General features: G+C 38.7%; 15 protein-coding genes. 2 read left to right on the forward strand and 13 right to left on the reverse strand.

Features of this window, described 5'->3' with window-relative positions; all coding sequences use genetic code 11:
• Nucleotides 1–25 precede the first annotated feature (25 nt).
• The 13 genes from dltD to K4Z77_RS06220 all read right to left on the reverse strand — a co-directional run bounded on the left by dltD (nt 26) and on the right by K4Z77_RS06220 (nt 16,606).
• The gene (gene dltD / locus K4Z77_RS06160; RefSeq protein WP_153193822.1) at nt 26–1,294 is read right to left on the reverse strand and encodes a D-alanyl-lipoteichoic acid biosynthesis protein DltD; all 1,269 of its coding nucleotides are present in this window, start codon (nt 1,292–1,294) and stop codon (nt 26–28) included.
• Complete coding sequence (gene dltC, locus K4Z77_RS06165) at nt 1,287–1,526, reverse strand: D-alanine--poly(phosphoribitol) ligase subunit DltC (protein ID WP_000351967.1); 240 nt, start codon at nt 1,524–1,526, stop codon at nt 1,287–1,289. The genes dltD and dltC overlap by 8 nt, the downstream gene beginning before the upstream one ends.
• A 12-nt stretch (nt 1,527–1,538) precedes the next feature.
• Nucleotides 1,539–2,783 (reverse strand): D-alanyl-lipoteichoic acid biosynthesis protein DltB, encoded by a 1,245-nt coding sequence (gene dltB, locus K4Z77_RS06170; RefSeq protein ID WP_224218782.1) that lies wholly within the window; start codon nt 2,781–2,783, stop codon nt 1,539–1,541.
• Nucleotides 2,780–4,330 (reverse strand): D-alanine--poly(phosphoribitol) ligase subunit DltA, encoded by a 1,551-nt coding sequence (dltA, locus tag K4Z77_RS06175; protein ID WP_224218783.1) that lies wholly within the window; start codon nt 4,328–4,330, stop codon nt 2,780–2,782. The genes dltB and dltA overlap by 4 nt, the downstream gene beginning before the upstream one ends.
• 20 nt (nt 4,331–4,350) lie before the next feature.
• On the reverse strand, nt 4,351–4,482 hold the full coding sequence (locus K4Z77_RS06180) for a teichoic acid D-Ala incorporation-associated protein DltX (protein ID WP_000813667.1): 132 nt from the start codon (nt 4,480–4,482) through the stop codon (nt 4,351–4,353).
• 313 nt (nt 4,483–4,795) lie between these two features.
• Nucleotides 4,796–5,974 carry a ryptide export MFS transporter gene (locus K4Z77_RS06185; RefSeq protein WP_224218784.1) on the reverse strand — a complete coding sequence of 393 codons (1,179 nt, stop codon included), beginning with the start codon at nt 5,972–5,974 and terminating at the stop codon, nt 4,796–4,798.
• Between the two features lie 210 nt (nt 5,975–6,184).
• Nucleotides 6,185–7,762, reverse strand: coding sequence for an ATP-binding cassette domain-containing protein (locus tag K4Z77_RS06190; RefSeq protein ID WP_000670463.1), 1,578 nt, complete (start codon nt 7,760–7,762; stop codon nt 6,185–6,187).
• 268 nt (nt 7,763–8,030) lie between these two features.
• Nucleotides 8,031–9,335: a radical SAM protein gene (locus K4Z77_RS06195; RefSeq protein ID WP_001197959.1), complete on the reverse strand. Its 1,305-nt coding sequence runs from the start codon at nt 9,333–9,335 to the stop codon at nt 8,031–8,033.
• A 153-nt stretch (nt 9,336–9,488) separates the two neighbouring features.
• Complete coding sequence (locus K4Z77_RS06200; protein ID WP_000713268.1) at nt 9,489–10,352, reverse strand: helix-turn-helix domain-containing protein; 864 nt, start codon at nt 10,350–10,352, stop codon at nt 9,489–9,491.
• A gap of 515 nt (nt 10,353–10,867) precedes the next feature.
• Nucleotides 10,868–11,572 carry an MIP/aquaporin family protein gene (locus K4Z77_RS06205; protein WP_224218785.1) on the reverse strand — a complete coding sequence of 235 codons (705 nt, stop codon included), beginning with the start codon at nt 11,570–11,572 and terminating at the stop codon, nt 10,868–10,870.
• Nucleotides 11,573–11,642: 70 nt separating this feature from the next.
• A complete protein-coding gene (glpO, locus tag K4Z77_RS06210) occupies nt 11,643–13,469 on the reverse strand; it encodes a type 1 glycerol-3-phosphate oxidase (protein ID WP_173278049.1) in 1,827 nt (608 codons plus the stop codon).
• A gap of 41 nt (nt 13,470–13,510) precedes the next feature.
• Nucleotides 13,511–15,019, reverse strand: a complete 1,509-nt coding sequence (gene glpK / locus K4Z77_RS06215; RefSeq protein ID WP_224218786.1) for a glycerol kinase GlpK — start codon at nt 15,017–15,019, stop codon at nt 13,511–13,513.
• A gap of 159 nt (nt 15,020–15,178) precedes the next feature.
• A complete protein-coding gene (locus K4Z77_RS06220) occupies nt 15,179–16,606 on the reverse strand; it encodes an AcpB/EbpR/MafR family transcriptional regulator (protein WP_153193817.1) in 1,428 nt (475 codons plus the stop codon).
• A gap of 164 nt (nt 16,607–16,770) precedes the next feature.
• Here K4Z77_RS06220 and hslO point away from each other — a divergent pair, with 164 nt between their 5' ends.
• Together hslO and dusB are read left to right on the forward strand one after the other, a co-directional pair.
• Complete coding sequence (gene hslO, locus K4Z77_RS06225; RefSeq protein ID WP_049499132.1) at nt 16,771–17,643, forward strand: Hsp33 family molecular chaperone HslO; 873 nt, start codon at nt 16,771–16,773, stop codon at nt 17,641–17,643.
• Nucleotides 17,630–18,610: a tRNA dihydrouridine synthase DusB gene (gene dusB, locus K4Z77_RS06230; RefSeq protein ID WP_000183308.1), complete on the forward strand. Its 981-nt coding sequence runs from the start codon at nt 17,630–17,632 to the stop codon at nt 18,608–18,610. Before hslO ends, dusB begins: the two co-directional genes overlap by 14 nt.
• Nucleotide 18,611: the final 1 nt, after the last annotated feature.

Genomic DNA, 18,611 nt, shown 5'->3' on the forward strand with positions numbered 1-18,611 from the left:
TCATTCTTGAACTCTTCTATATTATCTATTGAAATTCTTTGACATCTCCATCATAAGTCGCCCAATCTTTGCTGAAAAAGCGCTCATTCAGATGGTACGTCGGAGCTGGTGTGGGATTGGATAGGAAAGGATCAACTGCCTTGTCAAAAGCCAACCAACCCAACCAACCAAGATGAATGGTGTCCTTCATAAAGAAAGGCTCCCCGCCGTCCTTAGAAAAATCTGCTATATTGGTAAAACCTTGACTTTCTAACTGGTAGCGAATCTTCTGCACCGTTTGTTGGTACATTTCCTCTCGTAGACCAGCATAGTCCATCCATTTTTTATTAACAGGTGGAATGATAAAAATCGGGTTTACCTTAGATTTAGAAAACTGGGTTAAAACCAACTGCAAGTCATTATACTCTGGCGACTTGAGATAGGTAAAGCTTTTCTGAGAGTCCTTTAATTTCTTCAAATCCTTCTTAATCTGCGTATTATAGAAATAATTTTCCATTCCCAGATCATTATTGGAAGTATTCTTTTCAGCATCTGCTTTAACAATATCTTCTATGGCTTGATAAGAAAACTGGTCTGGCAAGGTCTTTAAATACTTAACTACATGCTTATCATAATTGACATAGCCTCTAACTGAAAACTGACCAAAAAAGGAAGCTTGGCGTTCATTAAATCGAGCCAATAATTCAATCATTTCATTGTCTGCCGTCGACAATTCTTCTTTACTTGCCAACTTCTGAACCAAATCCTTCATAGCTACGTTTGGGAACTGCTGTAGTAAGCGAGTCGATGCATATTGACTAGCCTGATCTCCAGATTGATGTTCCAGAAAACTGGTCAACTGGTCTCCATTAAAATACTGCTGAAAAGCTGCTGGCTCATAGCCATTTTTACTGAACCACTGAGGTGAGATAACATACACAACTTGTTTATTCTCCAGTTGTGGCAACATCTGTTGCATTCCAAAATACTGGTTAAGCGATGCAGCTCCCCTCTGTCCTAAAAGATAAGGACGGTAGGAGCGATTGTATTTCTCAGCTAATACCGCAGGATGAGCACCGTCAAAACGAAGCCATTCACTAGAGCCAAAGAAGGGAACAAAACGCATATTTGGATCAGATAGTGCTCTGACTTTTTGACTTCGCTCCTTAAAACTATCGATAGTAGTAGCCACCGCTGAACGCTTTTCAGCTCCTAGATTATGACGCATCTCAGTAGGATAAAAGAAAATGAGCAGACAAACCAACAAACCAGCTATCAAGACCGGCCCGAAGATCATCCATAAGCGTTTAAGCATTTTGTAGCTCCACAATACCAGCTATGATTTTATTAGCTGTATTCCAGTCGTCGCGACCAAACTCTGTTACAGGGACACGAATGTCAAAACGGTTTTCAATCTCCACAATCAACTCAACCGTTCCCATACTATCCAAGACACCTGCGTCAAAAAGATCTTCATCCATCATGTCAGAAACATCTTCCATAAACAACTCATCAATAATCTCGATAACTTCTGATTTGATATCCATATTTTATTTCCTTTATTTTTTAAACCATAAATCATTCAAGAATCCAGAAAAGATTAAGAATGACAGCATGACGACATGGAAGGTGACAACCATGCCAAGCAACTGAATCCAGCGATTCTCAGGTAGAGCAGGCTTCCCTGCTTTTTTCCGTTCCTTATTGAGTGTTTTTTTCTTACGAACCCAAGCGTCATTGATGACCAAGCCTAATCCATGAAAGAGTCCATAGGCGATATAGTACCAAGTCACTCCATGCCAAAATCCCATGATTAGCATATTGACAATGTAGGGCACACTTGAGGTTACATTGCGATTCTTAAAGACCTTCTTTCTGGTCAATACCATGACCATTCGCATAAAGACAAAGTCACGGAACCAGAAAGAGAGACTCATATGCCAACGATTCCAAAACTCTTTTAAATCCCTAGACAGAAAGGGCTTATTAAAGTTGATAGGGCTACGGATTCCCATCAAATTTGAAATGGCTAAGGCAAACATAGAATAACCTGCAAAGTCAAAGAAAAGTTCCAGACCAAATGTATACATAACTGCCAAGGCATAGAGATTAAAGAAGCCACCTGACTGCAAAGCTAGATTCTTCAGAGGAGGAAGTAAGGTCTCTCCTAAAACATGAGCTAGGATAAACTTATACAAAAATCCCCACATGATATAGCGAACAGATTCATCCAGCATATCCATCAACTCATCCCGCTCAGGAATGGCCTGATAATTTTCATTAAATCGCTTAAAGCGATCGATTGGGCCACTTGAAAAAGTCGGCATAAATAGAAGAAAGCGGAGGAATTCCCACAAGGTAAAATCCTTAATCACTCCATCTCTCAGCTCGATGATAATCCCAACCGAACGAAAGGTCAGGTAAGAAATTCCCAAAAATCCAAGCAAAGACTGCGTTCCATTGATAGCTGGTTGCACCTTGACAAAGATAATCGGAAGTAGGGACAGAAAACTAACTAAGTAGAAGACCCACTTGCCATCCTTGCTTTTTCGATAATGCTTATAGAAAAGCAGGAGCAATATCTCCCAGCAAAGGTAAATACCCAAGGCAGCTAGTTGATTGGTCTTCCCACCTACCAACATGGTGACGATAAAGAAGAGGCTAACCAGCACTTCATACCAGGCAAAGCGTTTCTTGAAAAAGAGGCCGATAAAGATGGGTAAGGTTGCAGCAATCACATAGACAAAATACTGAGGATTGCCGTATGGCTCTATATGAGGAAGCTGTTGAAAGAACTCCATCATCTCTTATTTACCTCGTTAATCAATCCTTTGATGTCAATTTTCCCATTTGGAGTCAATGGCAAACTGTCTCGGTAAAGGAATTTAGACGGCATCATATAGGACATCATGATGTCTGTCAAATCTTTCTTGATGGCCTTGGTAATATCGATATCACGCTCAAACTGCTCACGCACACCGTCTCTTAAGATGACATAAGCCAATAGATTTTGCACCTTGTGATCCTTGTTATAACGTGGCACAGCTACAGCAGACTCGATATAGCGAGACTTGTTGAGGTTTTGAGAGACATCTTCTAACTCAATGCGGTAACCGTTGAACTTAATCTGAAAGTCCATGCGTCCGCCGTAGAGAAGTAAGCCTTCATCTGTCATAGTTCCCACATCTCCTGTATGGTAGGCTGGTAGACCTTCAAACTCAAAGAAGGCTTCTGCCGTTTTTTCAGGATTGTTCATATAACCTTTTGAAACGGCTGGTCCAGAAACAATGATTTCTCCCTGTTCGCCATTTGGCAATTTATTTCCGTCCTCGTCAATGATAAAGGTTGGAGAATCAGCCTTGGTATAGCCGATTGGTAGACGTTTGAGAGTCGCTAGCATCTCATCTGTCACAGCAACAGCTGACAGAGCCACTGTCGCTTCTGTTGGGCCGTAGGCATTGATAATACGGGCATTTGGGAAACGCTCGCGCAGTTTTTGAGCTGTTTTAACCGTCAATTCTTCGCCATCAAAGTAGAAATGCGTGATGCCAGGCATTTTCTCGCTATTAAAGTCTTCTGACAACATGGCCATATCTGCAAAAGAAGGGGTTGAGGTCCAGATAGCAATTGGCAATGAAAAGATGGTCGCAAAAAGTTGCTTAAAGTCCTGAGTAATGGCTGAAGGAAGAGCAAAAAGCGTACCACCTAATGCCAAGGTTGGCGCCCAGTACATGACGGACAGGTCAAATGAATAAGGTGGCTGAGCCAGCATTTGCGGACGACTTGGCGTCGCAAATTCCTTGTCCGTAATCATCCAGTTGGTAAAGCTGAGGAGGTTATCATGGGAAATCTGCACTCCCTTTGGCTTACCAGTCGTACCAGAAGTAAAGATAATGTAGTAGTTATCATCGCCCTTGACTGGATGCGTGATCTCATAGCTAGTTCCTTGAGCAAAGGCTTCTTGAACCTGAGCTAGAGTCATCATTGGCGTAGAAACCTGCTCTAATGGAAAGTCTGAAATGGCAATAATCAAGCTTGGCTCTGCCACTTCTAAAATAGCTGAAACTCGCTCCAAAGCCGAATGGCTATCAATTGGAATGTAGGCATGACCTGACTTAGTCAAGGCTACAAAAGTTGCCAACATTTCATATTCTTGACCACCAAAAACAACCACAGGAGACTTCTCAGGCAAGCCTAGTTGGTCAATGGCTGCAGCCAAACTATCCGAATCAGCCTTTAAATCTCCATAAGTGTGTTCCTGCCCCAAAACATTGTAAACAGGATAGCTAGGCTGTGTCTGAGCAAAATGCTCTATGGTTTCAATCATATCTACTATTGGTTTATTTGACACAATAGGAATTCTCCTTCAAGTTAAAATTCATTATAGATAAAGCTTCCTTGACCCTGGCCAAGATAGCTAAAGAAGTAAAGCAGCCCCAGAAAGATAAGAAAATACAAGGCTGTCCGACCAAGAAAGAGGTACAATTCTTTTCTCTGTTTCATCAAGAAAAACCATTCATTTCTGTAATTTTTGCTAAATAAGATAGACTCTTACTATAGTATTTTTCTACTATTGTACCACTTTATAGACTAGTTTTTCAATTGTTTACCGTAGATTTTCAGTAGATTTCAGTTTATTTTAAGAATTATGCGGTTTTTCTATGTATATTTCAAATAGAGTGATCCTGCTTCAAAACTCAATTTCAGCAGAAAATGAGGTAAATCTTTCCATAATAAAACGCACAATATCAAGTTTTTTCATCAACACCTGATACTATGCGCTTTTCTAATTTTTCAAGACTTTTTAACCAGTCTCTTATTTAAAATAATCTCGTCTGATATAAATTAAAATAGCTTCTATCATCAGACAAATGGCTGATAGCCAAAAACTGATGCTAATACCAAAACTCTCAGTAATATAGCTCATTAGCAAAACAAATACTGAAAATGCTAATGTCGAAATCACTTCAAGAACGGAATAGACATTAACCAAATGATTTTCCTCTACTGTTTCCTGAAGAAACACACTTTCAGGAACTTCTTTTAGTTGCGATAACATACCAACTAGAGCTGAAAATACTAAAAACATCTGTGCATTTGGAAAATATAGAATAGTCAGTGTCACTATTGCCATGGCTACAAGAGGAAAAAGAATACTTTCCCATTTAGCAGCAAGAAACTTTTCAGATAGCCTAAAAGCAATTAAGCCACTAATTATAATCCCGATAGAGTATGCTGTATTAGAATATCCCCAGTAACTTTCCGTTTCATTTAATAGCTCAGTTACAAAGACAAGTATGATAGAAGAAACCCAAATCGTATTTGAGAAAATTTCCAATAAATTTGCTGATACAAAAAGTCTTAATCTAGGATCTCTAGCAACTAACTTCCAACCTTTGAGTAAAATTTCAAGATTAGTTTCTGAATCTAACACCTCCACTTCAGCGTTAGGAAGAAATAACATCAGAAAGCTAGAAATGATATACAAGATTAAAATGATAAACGTGGTAGGTAAGAGACCAATTGTTGCAAACAAGAGTCCACCTAATCCCCAACCCACCAATTGAACAGCTTCACCACTCATTGATAAGGCTGAGTTAGCCTTGCCCAAATCGGTCGCATAGCGTGGCACAATAGCATAGGAAACAGGTGCTGCAAAACCATCTAATATGGAAATTGCAACAACAAATAGATAGGTCCCCAAAGGCGCTACTGATTGCATTACGGTAAACATTCCTACCAGTATCGCCAATAATATAGTCTTTCCAAATTGGGATAAAGATAAAACCCTATTTAGCGCTAGTCTTTTAGTAACTAAAGGAACTAAAAGACTCGCAACAAAAGAGGATACCCCTATTAAAATGGGAACTAGTGATGTGGCAATTACTGATTTTGAAATAATGTATATGTTCGCAATGATTGTTACTCTAAAGAAAATATCTGCTAAATTTGCAAACAATTGAGAGACTAACAACTTAATAAATGAATTAGACATGTAACGCTCCCATAACATAAAAATATTTAACTGATAAATGGTAGACTAGACTTTGTTTGATAACTATTTGACACAAGATTAGGTGGTCAGAAATTGAATTTTTAACATTCCAACTTAGCCATAGTTTTTAGTTTTCACATCTTTAAATCAGCTAAAACAATACATAATATACATATATATTATATCTAGCAAGATGCCGAACAAGTCTATTTATTTTATTCTATATTTTCCCAAATCAATTACTTGATTATAAACCGTTTCTGAATCAATATGATGAGCAACTTCAATCAAAATGATAGGCAACTGCAAAAGTAACTGGCGCACTTGATATGCATTGTCCTTGTCTAAGGATGATGTGACCTCATCCGCCAACACAATGTCTTTTTGTCGAAGCAGACAGCGAACTAATTCAAGTCGTAAACGTTGTCCACCTGAAATGTTTTCTCCATTATTTACCAGTTGATAATCCAAGATATTGGTGATTTCATTCGTTAAACCAACTTGTTCTAGGCAACAGAGTAATTCTTTATCTGAAATCTCCTGTCCTAATGTTAAATTTTCTCGGATTGTCCCATGTCTGAAAAATGGATTCTGAGAGATATAAGCGATATTCCCTTGATAATGAGTAAATTCTCGACCTGATTTATCACGTACGATAATTCTACCACTATTCGGACTTATCTTTCCTGCTACCAATTGTAGGAGAGTTGACTTTCCGGTACCACTAGCTCCCTTTATTAAAACTTTACTTGGCTTAGTTAGTCTAAGTGACAAATCATAAAAGAGCACTTGCTCTCCAACCTGTTTTGAAACGCCCTCCAAAACTAGCTCAGCTAAAGATTCGACTGTCGGATATGATGTTTCTAAACAAGATTCTTCCAATAATGAAAATATTTTTTCTTTCACTGTTTGCGATCGCTGTATATCAGATATGCTATACATAATTCTTTGAATAGGTCCGCTAAGATTCATTGTAGCTATATACATAGAGACCAAACTAGCTGTTGTTAACTCTATACCACTCTTTTGTAATAAAAGACCAAGTGCAAGAGGTAGTACCTGACTAAGGAATTCTAAAGGACCATTGAAAAAATAAACGACATTACTAGTCCATTCATTTTTCCAACGAGCATTCTCGTAACACTCGTTGTTTTTTCTCATCTTAGCAAAGTTTTCTTTACTAGCACCATAAAAATATATCGTATCTGCTCCCTTAAAAAAATCTCCTACAGATAGATGAAAAGCTTTTTGCATTTCCGAAAAATTTGCACCACTTTTCATTAAACGATTATTCATTACCCATTGAGGTAATGGTCGAAGAAAAGAAAACACGATAAAAACAAGACCAAGCCAAAAATTTTGCACCAAAATAAAAACAATCGTTGTACAAAGTATAAAAACTCTTCCAACTATCATATCCAGGGGTAAAAAGAAGCGATTATAGAGCAGTTCCATATCTTGTGTAACAATTGAAACTTTTTCATCATATACAACGTTTTCTTTCAAAAATAGTTTCTTAATAAGCTGATCTTTTAACCGAATTTGCAGATGACGCTGCAGATTATTACTGACAAAATTTGCTAGCAACATCGTGCTATAAAAAAACAGGTGTAAACACAGGCCATATAAAACAAAGTATGAAATTGTACCAATTGTAAGTTGCTCTTCACGAATATTCAATAGCTTATCCAATAACAATGGCTTTATTAGAGCCATTCCGCTATTCAAAAGCACTCCTATTAAAAAATAGATAAAAATATTAGTTTTAATGTATTTTAGAAATTTCATAAATAAGCCTATCTAAAAGAAAGCGAATAGATATAAAAGCCTCAGTCTAAAAGTTATAAATAAATTAACTCCAACTGAGACTATACAATAATTTAATTAACCTATATATGATGCTGTTTATTAAGAGTGACTACCTCCTGAACTAGACTAACTAAATTTCGATTTATATTTTAAAAATCAATCTAAAACTCATTTCCATCTTCATCGCAATAATGATCACGGAATACAAGTGTATCAAGTTGAGTAGTACTCTTATTTTCAATTACAATCATCTTTTCACCCCCTCTCTTATTGCATCAAGATAATCACAATATTCCTTATTTAACATAAATAATTCTAGATTTTTATCAATTTTCTTTTTTATTTGATTGCATAATGTTCTTTGCTTATTACTTCTATGTTTTGGCGGACAAAATCCTGATTTACAAATTAAAGCAATAGGACACTGCTTACAATCTGAATCCATGTTTAAGTGCCATTTATCAAACTTTTCTTGATTAAACTTACTATGTACACTTCCAAATATATTAGATTTAGAATACAAGGCGACCGTACAAGTTTGAATCACACCCTTTACATTAATTGTATAGTGATTTTTTCTATTTGCATAACAGTTGAACAAATTTGTTATTATACTTCTAGCAGCAGGAACATTATAACCTTTTTTTATGGCAAACTTTGATAATTCAAAACTAGCATCTGAATTAGGTAATGTCACTTTATAATTTTGGGCACGCTCCCCACAACCCCAACTACCTACATTATAAAAATAAAATCTAAATCGTTTATCATGCTTAAAATATTTCCCATCTGAATCTAAAAAAATCTTAACATTATTAAAATTTTCTTTCGATATATTAAATCTTAAATTACAATAAAAATTCAAATTTGAATTTTGTAAACCTTTGATATTCTCGAGTATCTTGATATATGATCCCTTTCCATTACGCAACACTCTTTGAAAATTATGACTTTCCTCATCTCCGTCAATTGTTATCTGAAAATTACTAACTCTATAGTCTAAAATCAACTGATGAATCATTCGTTCATTAAGTAAATATCCATTAGTTGTTATACTAGCAGAATAATCAAGTCCATTTTGAGAGCAAATACTAATAAACTTTTCTGAAAGATTCTTTATCGTTTTTAGTCCCAATAAAGGCTCTCCTCCAAACCATGATACATGTAAAGATTTAAACATAGATTCAGATAATAGTTTTTCTGTAAATTCAACTATCGCAATCTCTGTTTCTCTACTCATTTTTATATTTTCAAATTTTTCATAACAATATTTACATCTAAAATTACAGTCTCCATGTGTTAAAATTGTAAATTCTAACGTCTCCGTTTCACTATTTCTAACATAATCTATTGTATTCTCGAATTCATTTTCTTCTTGAAAATAATTATACTTATTCAAATAATTTTCATATTGTTCCTTAATCTCTAAATCATTTTCCATAACATCTTGTAAATCATTTGTAATGAAAAAAGAATGATTATTTTTACTATTGAAAAATAATTCTCCTGTTTCACTTTTCTTTCTTAAAATATATGGAGATAGAACTTGCATATTAAATACCTCAAAATTCATAATTATGGTGACAACTTCGAAAAATCCTATCGCTCAAATACAATGAACTGATAAAACAACCGTAATTGAAATTTCTAAAGACAATTCTACCAAAATATTATTTCGAGATACTTCCTTTCCCATATCTGCGTATTACTTTTTACTTGCTAAAATTTTTTCTAAGTGCCTTTCATAATTCTTTGCCAAATGGTTACTTCCCGCTAATTTCATTGCTCCAATACACTTCCTCATTTCAATAATTGCTTTACAATCCATCTCTTTTTTATAGCGATATAGATATTGGGCATACTGAAATACCAATCGCTCATAAATTTCAGTTTCAGTGAAAAAGCATTGGTTTAGTCGTTTTTCAAAATACAAAGCATCAAGAAATTTTCCTCTTTCAATACATGTGATATACCCGTTCAATAGCATAGATGAAATCAGTCGTCTATTATTAGGAATTTCTTTATAAAAATCAGAACGTCTAGACATCTCTCTAGCCAAAAGCATGAAGACATCGTGTTTTAGGACATCTAAAGTATTTGAAAAAATCAATAATTCATAGTATCCCCAATATTCAACACTAAAGAGATAGTCAGTTAAATAAGATAAATCATCACCAGAATAATAAGCTTCTCCAGATAAATCTTGTAAACGAATTTTTAATAAAATAATGTTAAGCTTATGAAATTTCTCTTGTTTAGAATCTGACTCCATCTGAGAATAAAGTAGTTTTTTCAACCCATCAACATCATGATTTGATACAAAATGCCTAACCTTTGATAAGAGTTCGTTCAGTTCATCACGATGAAAATCATGAACAGCATACATAAATTCATCAATAGGCATGTTAATTTCATCCAAAATAGCCATAAATTTTGAAATGGTTAAATCAGTTTCTCCCTTTTCAAAACGTGAGAGCTGTGATGTTGATATACCAGCTTTTTCGACATCTTTTAAGCGAAACCCTCTCGATTCTCGAAACTTTTTAAAAATTTCTCCAAATTTTTTCATAGCATCTCTCCAATAAGCATATATGGGAATAGTTTTTAATTTTTAATATTTTAGCATAAAATAGAAGAAAATAAAAGTGAGGTATTTCACATGAAAAAGCAAAAACTTTTGCCTTTATTATTCCTAATTTTAGGAGGAATTATGATTATCGTTGTTGGCTAGTACTAAGAAATTAGTTACTAAAACACTTACATCTTCAATCGAAAAAAGTGACTGGAGAAAAAATCTTAACGATAAGAAAAGCGCATAGTATCAGGTGTTGAAAAAACTTGATACTATGCGTTTTATTGTGAGAAGATTTACTTTATTTTTTGCTGAAATTGGGTTTTTGCCTAAGCTCTATCAACATAATTGTTTTCTAATACTCTTCGAAAATTAAATTCAAACCGCGTCAACGTCGCCTTGCCGTATATATGTGACTGACTTCGTCAGTCTTATCTGCAACCTCAAAACATTGTTTTGAGCAACCTGCGGCTAGTTTCCTAGTTTGCTCTTTGATTTTCATTGAGTATAAACTAGAAAAGTGAGAATACAAGCACGGCCAAGGCTGCACCGATAACAGGTCCCACAACAGGAATCCAAGCGTAAGACCAATCTCCGTCTCCCTTGTTTGAAATTGGAAGGATACTGTGCATGATACGAGGTCCAAGGTCACGTGCAGGGTTCAAGGCATAACCTGTTGTCCCACCTAGTGATAGACCGATACCGACAATCAAAGTCCCCACCGCAAATGTTCCGATTCCTGCTTGAAGGTCATAAAGACCCAAAGCAAAGATTGTCAAGACCAAAACAAAGGTTCCAAGGATTTCACTGATCAAGTTAGAAACTGTATCCTTGATGGCTGGCCCGGTACTGAAAGTTGCCAGGATATTACCTGCATTTTCTTCTGCCTCATAATGCGGTTTGAATTGCAACCAAACCAAAATCTGACCGAGCATAGCCCCTACGAACTGAGCTAGGATATAAGGGAATACTGATGCCCAAGGCAAACCACCTTTCAAGGCCACACCAATGGTCACAGCTGGGTTTAAATGAGCTGGACTGAGCTTGCCAGATACAAATACTGCAACCGCAACTGCAATCCCCCAACCCATAGTAATCACAATCCAACCTGAACTGTTGCTCTTGGTTTTTGGAAGAACCACACCTGCAACAACACCATTTCCTAGAAGAATCAGGATTAAAGTCCCCAAAAATTCTCCAAATAATTCATTCATCATCTTTCTGTCTCCATTAAAAAGGAGGAGAGGGTAGACTAGGAGTCCTGCCCTCCACCTCTTTTATTTTTTCTTAATTTTTTAATTCTGCTAAATCGTTGTTAGCGAGAGCTGCTTCGACATCCGCACGGTAGACTGCTTTTTCTTCTTCTGACCAGTCATAGAATCGTCCCATTTCATCCAAAACTGGCTCAACGATGCTATCCAAACTATCACGCATAAAGAGCATATGGTTGGTACGACGAAGGAGGAAGTCAACTGGGCTAAGAGCCAACTCATTGCGCATTGCATAATGCAGAGACAAGGTGTCTGCCAAGCTGAGTCCTGGCGCTTGTTCCAAGCTGTGGGCAAGGGCAAATACCTTCGGTGCATTTGAACCGTATAGATTTGCGAGATAGTGAGCTTCCTTGCTATCCAAACCACGTGACACTCCAAGTTGAGCAAAAGCTTCAATTTCTGAGTCCACATTTGCTGGGTTCAATTCTCCACCTGAAACAGGGTAAGTCTTAGAATTGATGAGTTTAAAGCTACGGTCAAATTCTGCTTTGAGGATTTCAACCACGCGTTCCATAGCTCCTTCAGCCATCTTACGGTAATCTGTGATTTTACCACCAGCAAGGGTCAAGAGACCATTGTCATCACGATCCAAGCTAGAACCACGTGAAACTGCAGATGGATCCAAATGTTTCTCAGAAGTACTGCTTTCAAGCTTGCTGACAGCAGCCTCAACATCTTCACGCGTTTTTTCTTTAGAGAGATAAGATTCAACAGTCGCAATCAAGTTGTTAAAGCTTTCATCACTGATGGTTCCGTTATTTCCTCCATTGTAGTCAGAAGCGCTATTGCCTGCAATCAATGGACGAAGACCTGCCCAGCTACTTTCAATATCTTGAACAGTAATATTTGCTTCTGGGAAGCGGTTGTTTACAATACCAAGTAAGTAATCAACATCTTCTTGAGTTACTTTTGGATGTTCTAAATCACCTGTATAGTCTGTGTCTGTTGTACCAAAGTAAGTCTTGTTTTCACGTGGGAGAACAAAGACCATACGGCCATCACCCAAACCTGTGTCAAAGTAAACTGGCTGTGACACCTTTATCTTGCTTGAATCCACTACCAAGTGAACTCCCTTAGTTGGACGCATTTGTGAGAATTGTGTTCCCTTATTAGATAAATTGCGTACTTTGTCACTCCAAGGACCTGTTGTGTTAATAACCAGACGGGCCTTGATTTCAAAGACTTGGTATGTCAACAAATCACGAGCTACGACACCTGTAATCTTGCCACTTTCGTCAAAGAGGAAGCCTTCTGCTTTAACGTGGTTGGCAATGAGGGCACCGTCTTGGTTGGCACGTTTGATGTTTTCAATCACGAGACGCGCATCGTTGTTACGGAAGTCAAGGTAAACCCCACCTCCTACCAAGCCTTCTTTCTTCAAGTTTGGTTGACGTTCCAAGACTTCTTCCTTGCTCAAGACCTTGTTAGCAGCTGGCGTATTGTTAACCCCTGCCAAAAGGTCGTACAAATCCATGGCTACTTTGAGACGGAAGAGGCTAAAGGTCGCTCCATCTTCATCGTAAACTGGCAAGAGCATTGGGTCCGGTTTTGGAATGTGTGGTGCGATTTGTTGAACCACTGCACGTTCAGAAACCGTATCTGATACCACTTCTACATCAAATTGCTTAAGGTAACGTAGTCCTCCGTGAACCAATTTAGTTGAACGGCTGGATGTTCCTTCTGCGAAGTCCTGCATTTCAATCAAACCAGTATCAAGACCACTGGCTGCAGCCTGCAAAGCTACACCAGCCCCTGTGATTCCTCCACCGATAATCAAGAGGTCCAGGGTACGTTCCTGCATTTTTTTAATTGATAATTCCCGTGTTTTCTTTGAAAATTCCATATTTACACACTTTCTAACTGAGTCGCTTTATTCTTCCAATATTAGTCATCTACTTCCGCAAAGACTTGAGTCGCTTTCACAGCTTTCTTCCAGCCCTTGTAGAGTTGTTCCTTGCGAGATTCGTTCATAGATGGCTCAAAAAGTTCCCCAGTCTCATTCAAGAGCTTCAACTCATCCAAGTCTTTCCAGTAACCAACTGACAAACCTGCTAGGAAGGCTGCTCCTAGAGCTGTTGTTTCCAAGTTTTTGGCGCGTGCGATATCGATTCCCAAAATGTCAGCTTGGAACTGCATGAGGAAATTGTTCATAGCTGCACCACCGTCTACTTTCAAGACTTGGATAGCTGTCTGCGCATCCACTTGCATGGTGTCGATGATATCACGCACCTGATAAGCGATAGATTGCAAAGTCGCCTTGATAAAGTCTTCTTTAGTTGTTCCACGAGTTAAGCCAAAGACAGAACCGCGAGCGTTTTGGTTCCAGTATGGAGCACCTAGACCTGTAAAGGCTGGAACGACATAAACTTCATCATTGTTGTGAGAATCACGAGCGTATTTTTCAGATTCTGGTGAATTTTCAACCATGCGAAGACCGTCACGAAGCCACTGAATAGCACTTCCTGCGATGAAGATTGAACCTTCCAAGGCATAGTAAACCTTGCCGTTGATTCCATAACCAATCGTTGTCAAGAGGTTGTTTTCAGACAACTGCATCTCTTCCCCAGTGTTCATGATGATGAAAGAACCTGTTCCATAAGTATTCTTAACCATACCAGGTTCAAAGGCTAACTGTCCAAAGAGGGCTGCCTGTTGGTCACCAGCCATACCTGAGATTGGCACTTCTCCACCGTAGAAATGGAATGGAGCTGTCTTGCCGTAGATTTCAGAGTTAGAACGAACTTCCGGAAGCATAGCCTTAGGAATGTTGAGGATTTCCAAAATCTCATCATCCCATTTGAGTTCTTTAATGTTATAAAGCATAGTACGGGCTGCATTTGAGTAATCCGTCACGTGAGCCGCACCGTCAGTCAATTTCCAAACCAACCAAGTATCAATCGTACCAAAGAGCAATTCTCCTTTTTCAGCTCGTTCTTGAGCGCCTTCTACATGGTCCAAAATCCAACGAACCTTGGTAGCAGAGAAGTAAGCATCGATGATCAAACCAGTCTTTTCATGGAATTTTTCCACATAACCTTGACTTTTTAGTTGCTCAGCCAAAGGAGCTGTCTGACGTGATTGCCAAACAATAGCGTTGTAGATAGGAAGTCCTGTTTTCTTATCCCAGACAACAGTTGTTTCACGCTGGTTGGTAATCCCGATTGCTTCGATTTGATTTGGCTTGACACCACTTTCGATGAAAGCTCCAGCAATAACTGACTGAACAGAGTTCCAAATTTCATTGGCATTGTGCTCAACCCAACCTGCCTGAGGGAAAATCTGAGTAAACTCTTTTTGACTCGAGCTAACCTTTTCCCCTTTTTTGTTGAAAATGATGGCACGAGAACTTGTAGTTCCCTGGTCAATGGACATAATGTATTTTTCTTGTGACATGTGCTGTCCTCCTGATAAAGATCTTGAGGATGTTTCCTCTTTACACTAACTAGTATACAAAATAAAGCGCTTTCTTGTTCATCAACTTTTTTTAATTTTTAAAAAAATGTGAGGAGATTGTGTGAATTTCACAAAAAAGACCTGGAACAACCAAGCCTTTTAAGTGAATAATAACTGACGAATAGCCACCAAATCTTCCATATCCAAGTCATTTTTTAAATAATAGACTGGTGTTTGTTCCTTCCTATGAATCGGGTTATTGGTAACCAGCAAATCATAATGTCGAGTTCGGTCATAGGCTTCAATGGTAATAAAACGATTGTATTCCAAATACCGTTTCAAAATGGCTGCCATCCTTGAAAAGACAAGAAAACCAGATGTCAAATCTAGACCAATCCGCATATGCTGGCCACCATTTTCAGCCATATATTCGATTAACTGGAGCCATTCCCAGAGAATTTTCTTATCCAAATCCGTCCCCTGTTGAAAGGCAGGCAAGGCATGAAAAATCTCCTCTGCCGTTCCCTTAAAATCATGTTCCATTAGGAAATAGGGATGACGATTTTCTAACTGGTACTTGTAGCAATCTTGTAAAATATAGCCCTTGTATAGATAGACTTGAGCACAAAGCTGACTGAGTTCATAGGTAACATGATCCTCTGTATAATCACCCAGCAACTCCTCCTTCTTCATTTCTTGAATCAATTGCGTCAGCAAATCGGCTAACTGCCCTCCAAATCCAAGAATATACTCCATAGTATGAAGAGGAAGAATGCGATGAGATAGGAGGAAAGAGAAGAATATCATCATCTCACCATCTTCAGTCCCTAGAGGAAGGTGTTGCCCAGCAAAAAAAGACGAGGCCTTTTTCAGCAAACGAAGGTAGAAAATATTGTCAAAATACCCTCGCATTTTCTCTTCTATCACTTGAAACTGGCAGGCATTGACCCGAAGACGTTGTTGACTGATATGAGCCCAGAGAACCAAGTCCAATTTCTGACCCGAAGACAAACTTGCACCGCAGATTTCTTCTAGTGTAGCAATCTCCTGTTTTCTCTCTGGTTTCTGCATATGGCCTTCCCATTCCTGACTGGACCAAACCTTGCGGAAAAGGCAGAAATAGAAATAGCGAATCTGATGCTCTGGACCTCGCCAACGTCCATTTTGGACGGATAAATCAAATTCTGACAAAATCTGATTTAAGCTAGCTAAGTGACGACCAAGTGTAGCCTCGCTAATCATCAATTCTTGAGCCAGCTGATGAGCTAAAAACTGTTGGTGGTAGAGAAGATAGACCAAAATCTGATGTTTAACAGCATTTTCCAAAAACAAGCTCCGAATATCTCTTCCCTTGGTAGTTGCACCGATTGATAGACGCAGATTTTCATCTTCTAAATGAATAATCAGATCTAAGCCACTGTCCAAAGCCTTGTCATTGAGCAGGGTGACATATTTAGTTAGGGTTGCTTTTGAAAATCCTGTTTCCTCCATTACAGCCTTGACGGTCGTCTGAGACTCTTGTAATAGAAAGGAAAGGATTGAAAATTGGCCAGATTCGGCCTTTTCCATCAAATCTCCTAAATACATTTGTTACCCCTTTCATTTTCTACCTTAAGCATAGCATAAATCTTACAAATGCTGAAATAATCTGTTTCTCTTTTTATTTTCATGCTGATTTCCTAGTCCATTATCCTGAAAATCAACAAACACACGGCTCCACCTTTGGGCATTTTTATGCTAAAATAGTAGCTATGGATAAAATTATTAAAACTATATCAGAAAGCGGAGCCTTTCGTGCTTTTGTCCTTGATAGCACAGAAACCGTCCGTACTGCTCAAGAAAAACACCAAACCCAAGCTAGCTCAACTGTAGCGCTTGGTCGAACTCTTATCGCCAGCCAGATTCTCGCAGCCAATGAAAAAGGGAATACCAAACTAACAGTTAAGGTACTGGGCTCTAGCTCTCTAGGTGCTATCATCACCGTTGCTGATACCAAAGGGAACGTCAAAGGCTACGTTCAAAATCCTGGTGTTGACATCAAAAAGACTGCAACTGGTGAAGTTCTAGTTGGACCTTTTGTTGGAAATGGTCAATTCCTCGTTATCACAGACTACGGTACTGGAAATCCTTACAACTCTATGACTCCCCTTATCTCTGGGGAAATTGGTGAAGACCTTGCCTTTTACCTGACTGAAAGCCAACAAACGCCTTCAGCAGTCGGTCTCAATGTCCTTTTAGACGAGGAAGACAAGGTCAAGGTTGCAGGTGGTTTCCTAGTCCAAGTCTTACCAGGAGCCAAGGAAGAAGAGATTGCTCGCTTTGAAAAACGCATCCAAGAAATGCCAGCTATCTCGACTCTTCTAGAGAGTGAAGACCATATTGAAGCCCTCCTTAAAGCTATCTACGGTGACGAGGCCTACAAGCGTCTTTCTGAAGAAGAAATCCGTTTCCAATGTGACTGTAGCCATGAACGCTTTATGAACGCTCTTGCTAGCCTTCCAAGCTCAGACTTACAGGAAATGAAAGAGGAAGACCACGGGGCAGAAATCACTTGTCAATTCTGCCAAACAACTTACAACTTTGATGAACACGACCTGGAGGAACTCATTCGTGACAAATCTTAATACACCCTTTATGATTGGCAATGTTGAGATTCCCAATCGTACCGTTTTAGCGCCCATGGCTGGCGTGACCAACTCAGCCTTTCGTACTATTGCAAAAGAGCTCGGAGCTGGACTCGTTGTCATGGAAATGGTCTCTGACAAGGGAATCCAATACAACAACGAAAAAACCCTGCATATGCTTCATATCGATGAAGGCGAAAACCCTGTTTCTATCCAACTCTTTGGTAGCGATGAAGACAGCCTAGCACGCGCAGCAGAATTCATCCAAGAAAACACCAAAACCGATATCGTGGATATCAACATGGGCTGCCCAGTTAATAAAATCGTGAAGAACGAAGCTGGCGCTATGTGGCTCAAAGATCCAGATAAGATTTACTCTATCATCAACAAGGTTCAATCTGTCCTTGATATTCCCCTTACTGTCAAAATGCGTACAGGCTGGGCTGACCCATCTCTTGCAGTAGAAAATGCCCTCGCTGCTGAAGCTGCAGGTGTTTCTGCCCTTGCTATGCATGGTCGTACACGCGAACAAATGTATACAGGTCATGCAGACCTTGAGACCCTTCACAAGGTCGCTCAAGCTTTGACCAAGATTCCATTTATCGCCAACGGTGATATCCGTACTGTCCAAGAAGCCAAACAACGCATCGAAGAAGTTGGTGCTGACGCAGTTATGATTGGCCGCGCTGCCATGGGAAATCCTTACCTCTTCAACCAAATCAACCATTACTTTGAAACAGGAGAAATCCTCCCTGATTTGACTTTTGAAGACAAGATGAAAATCGCCTACGAACACTTGAAACGCTTGATTAACCTCAAAGGGGAAAACGTCGCAGTTCGTGAATTCCGAGGACTCGCTCCTCACTACCTCCGTGGAACATCTGGCGCTGCCAAACTTCGTGGAGCTATTTCACAAGCTAGCACTCTAGCAGAGATTGAAGCTCTCTTACAATTGGATAAAGCTTAAA

The sequence above is a fragment of the Streptococcus mitis subsp. hohhotensis genome (assembly GCF_020089495.2).
GTDB lineage: Bacteria > Bacillota > Bacilli > Lactobacillales > Streptococcaceae > Streptococcus > Streptococcus hohhotensis.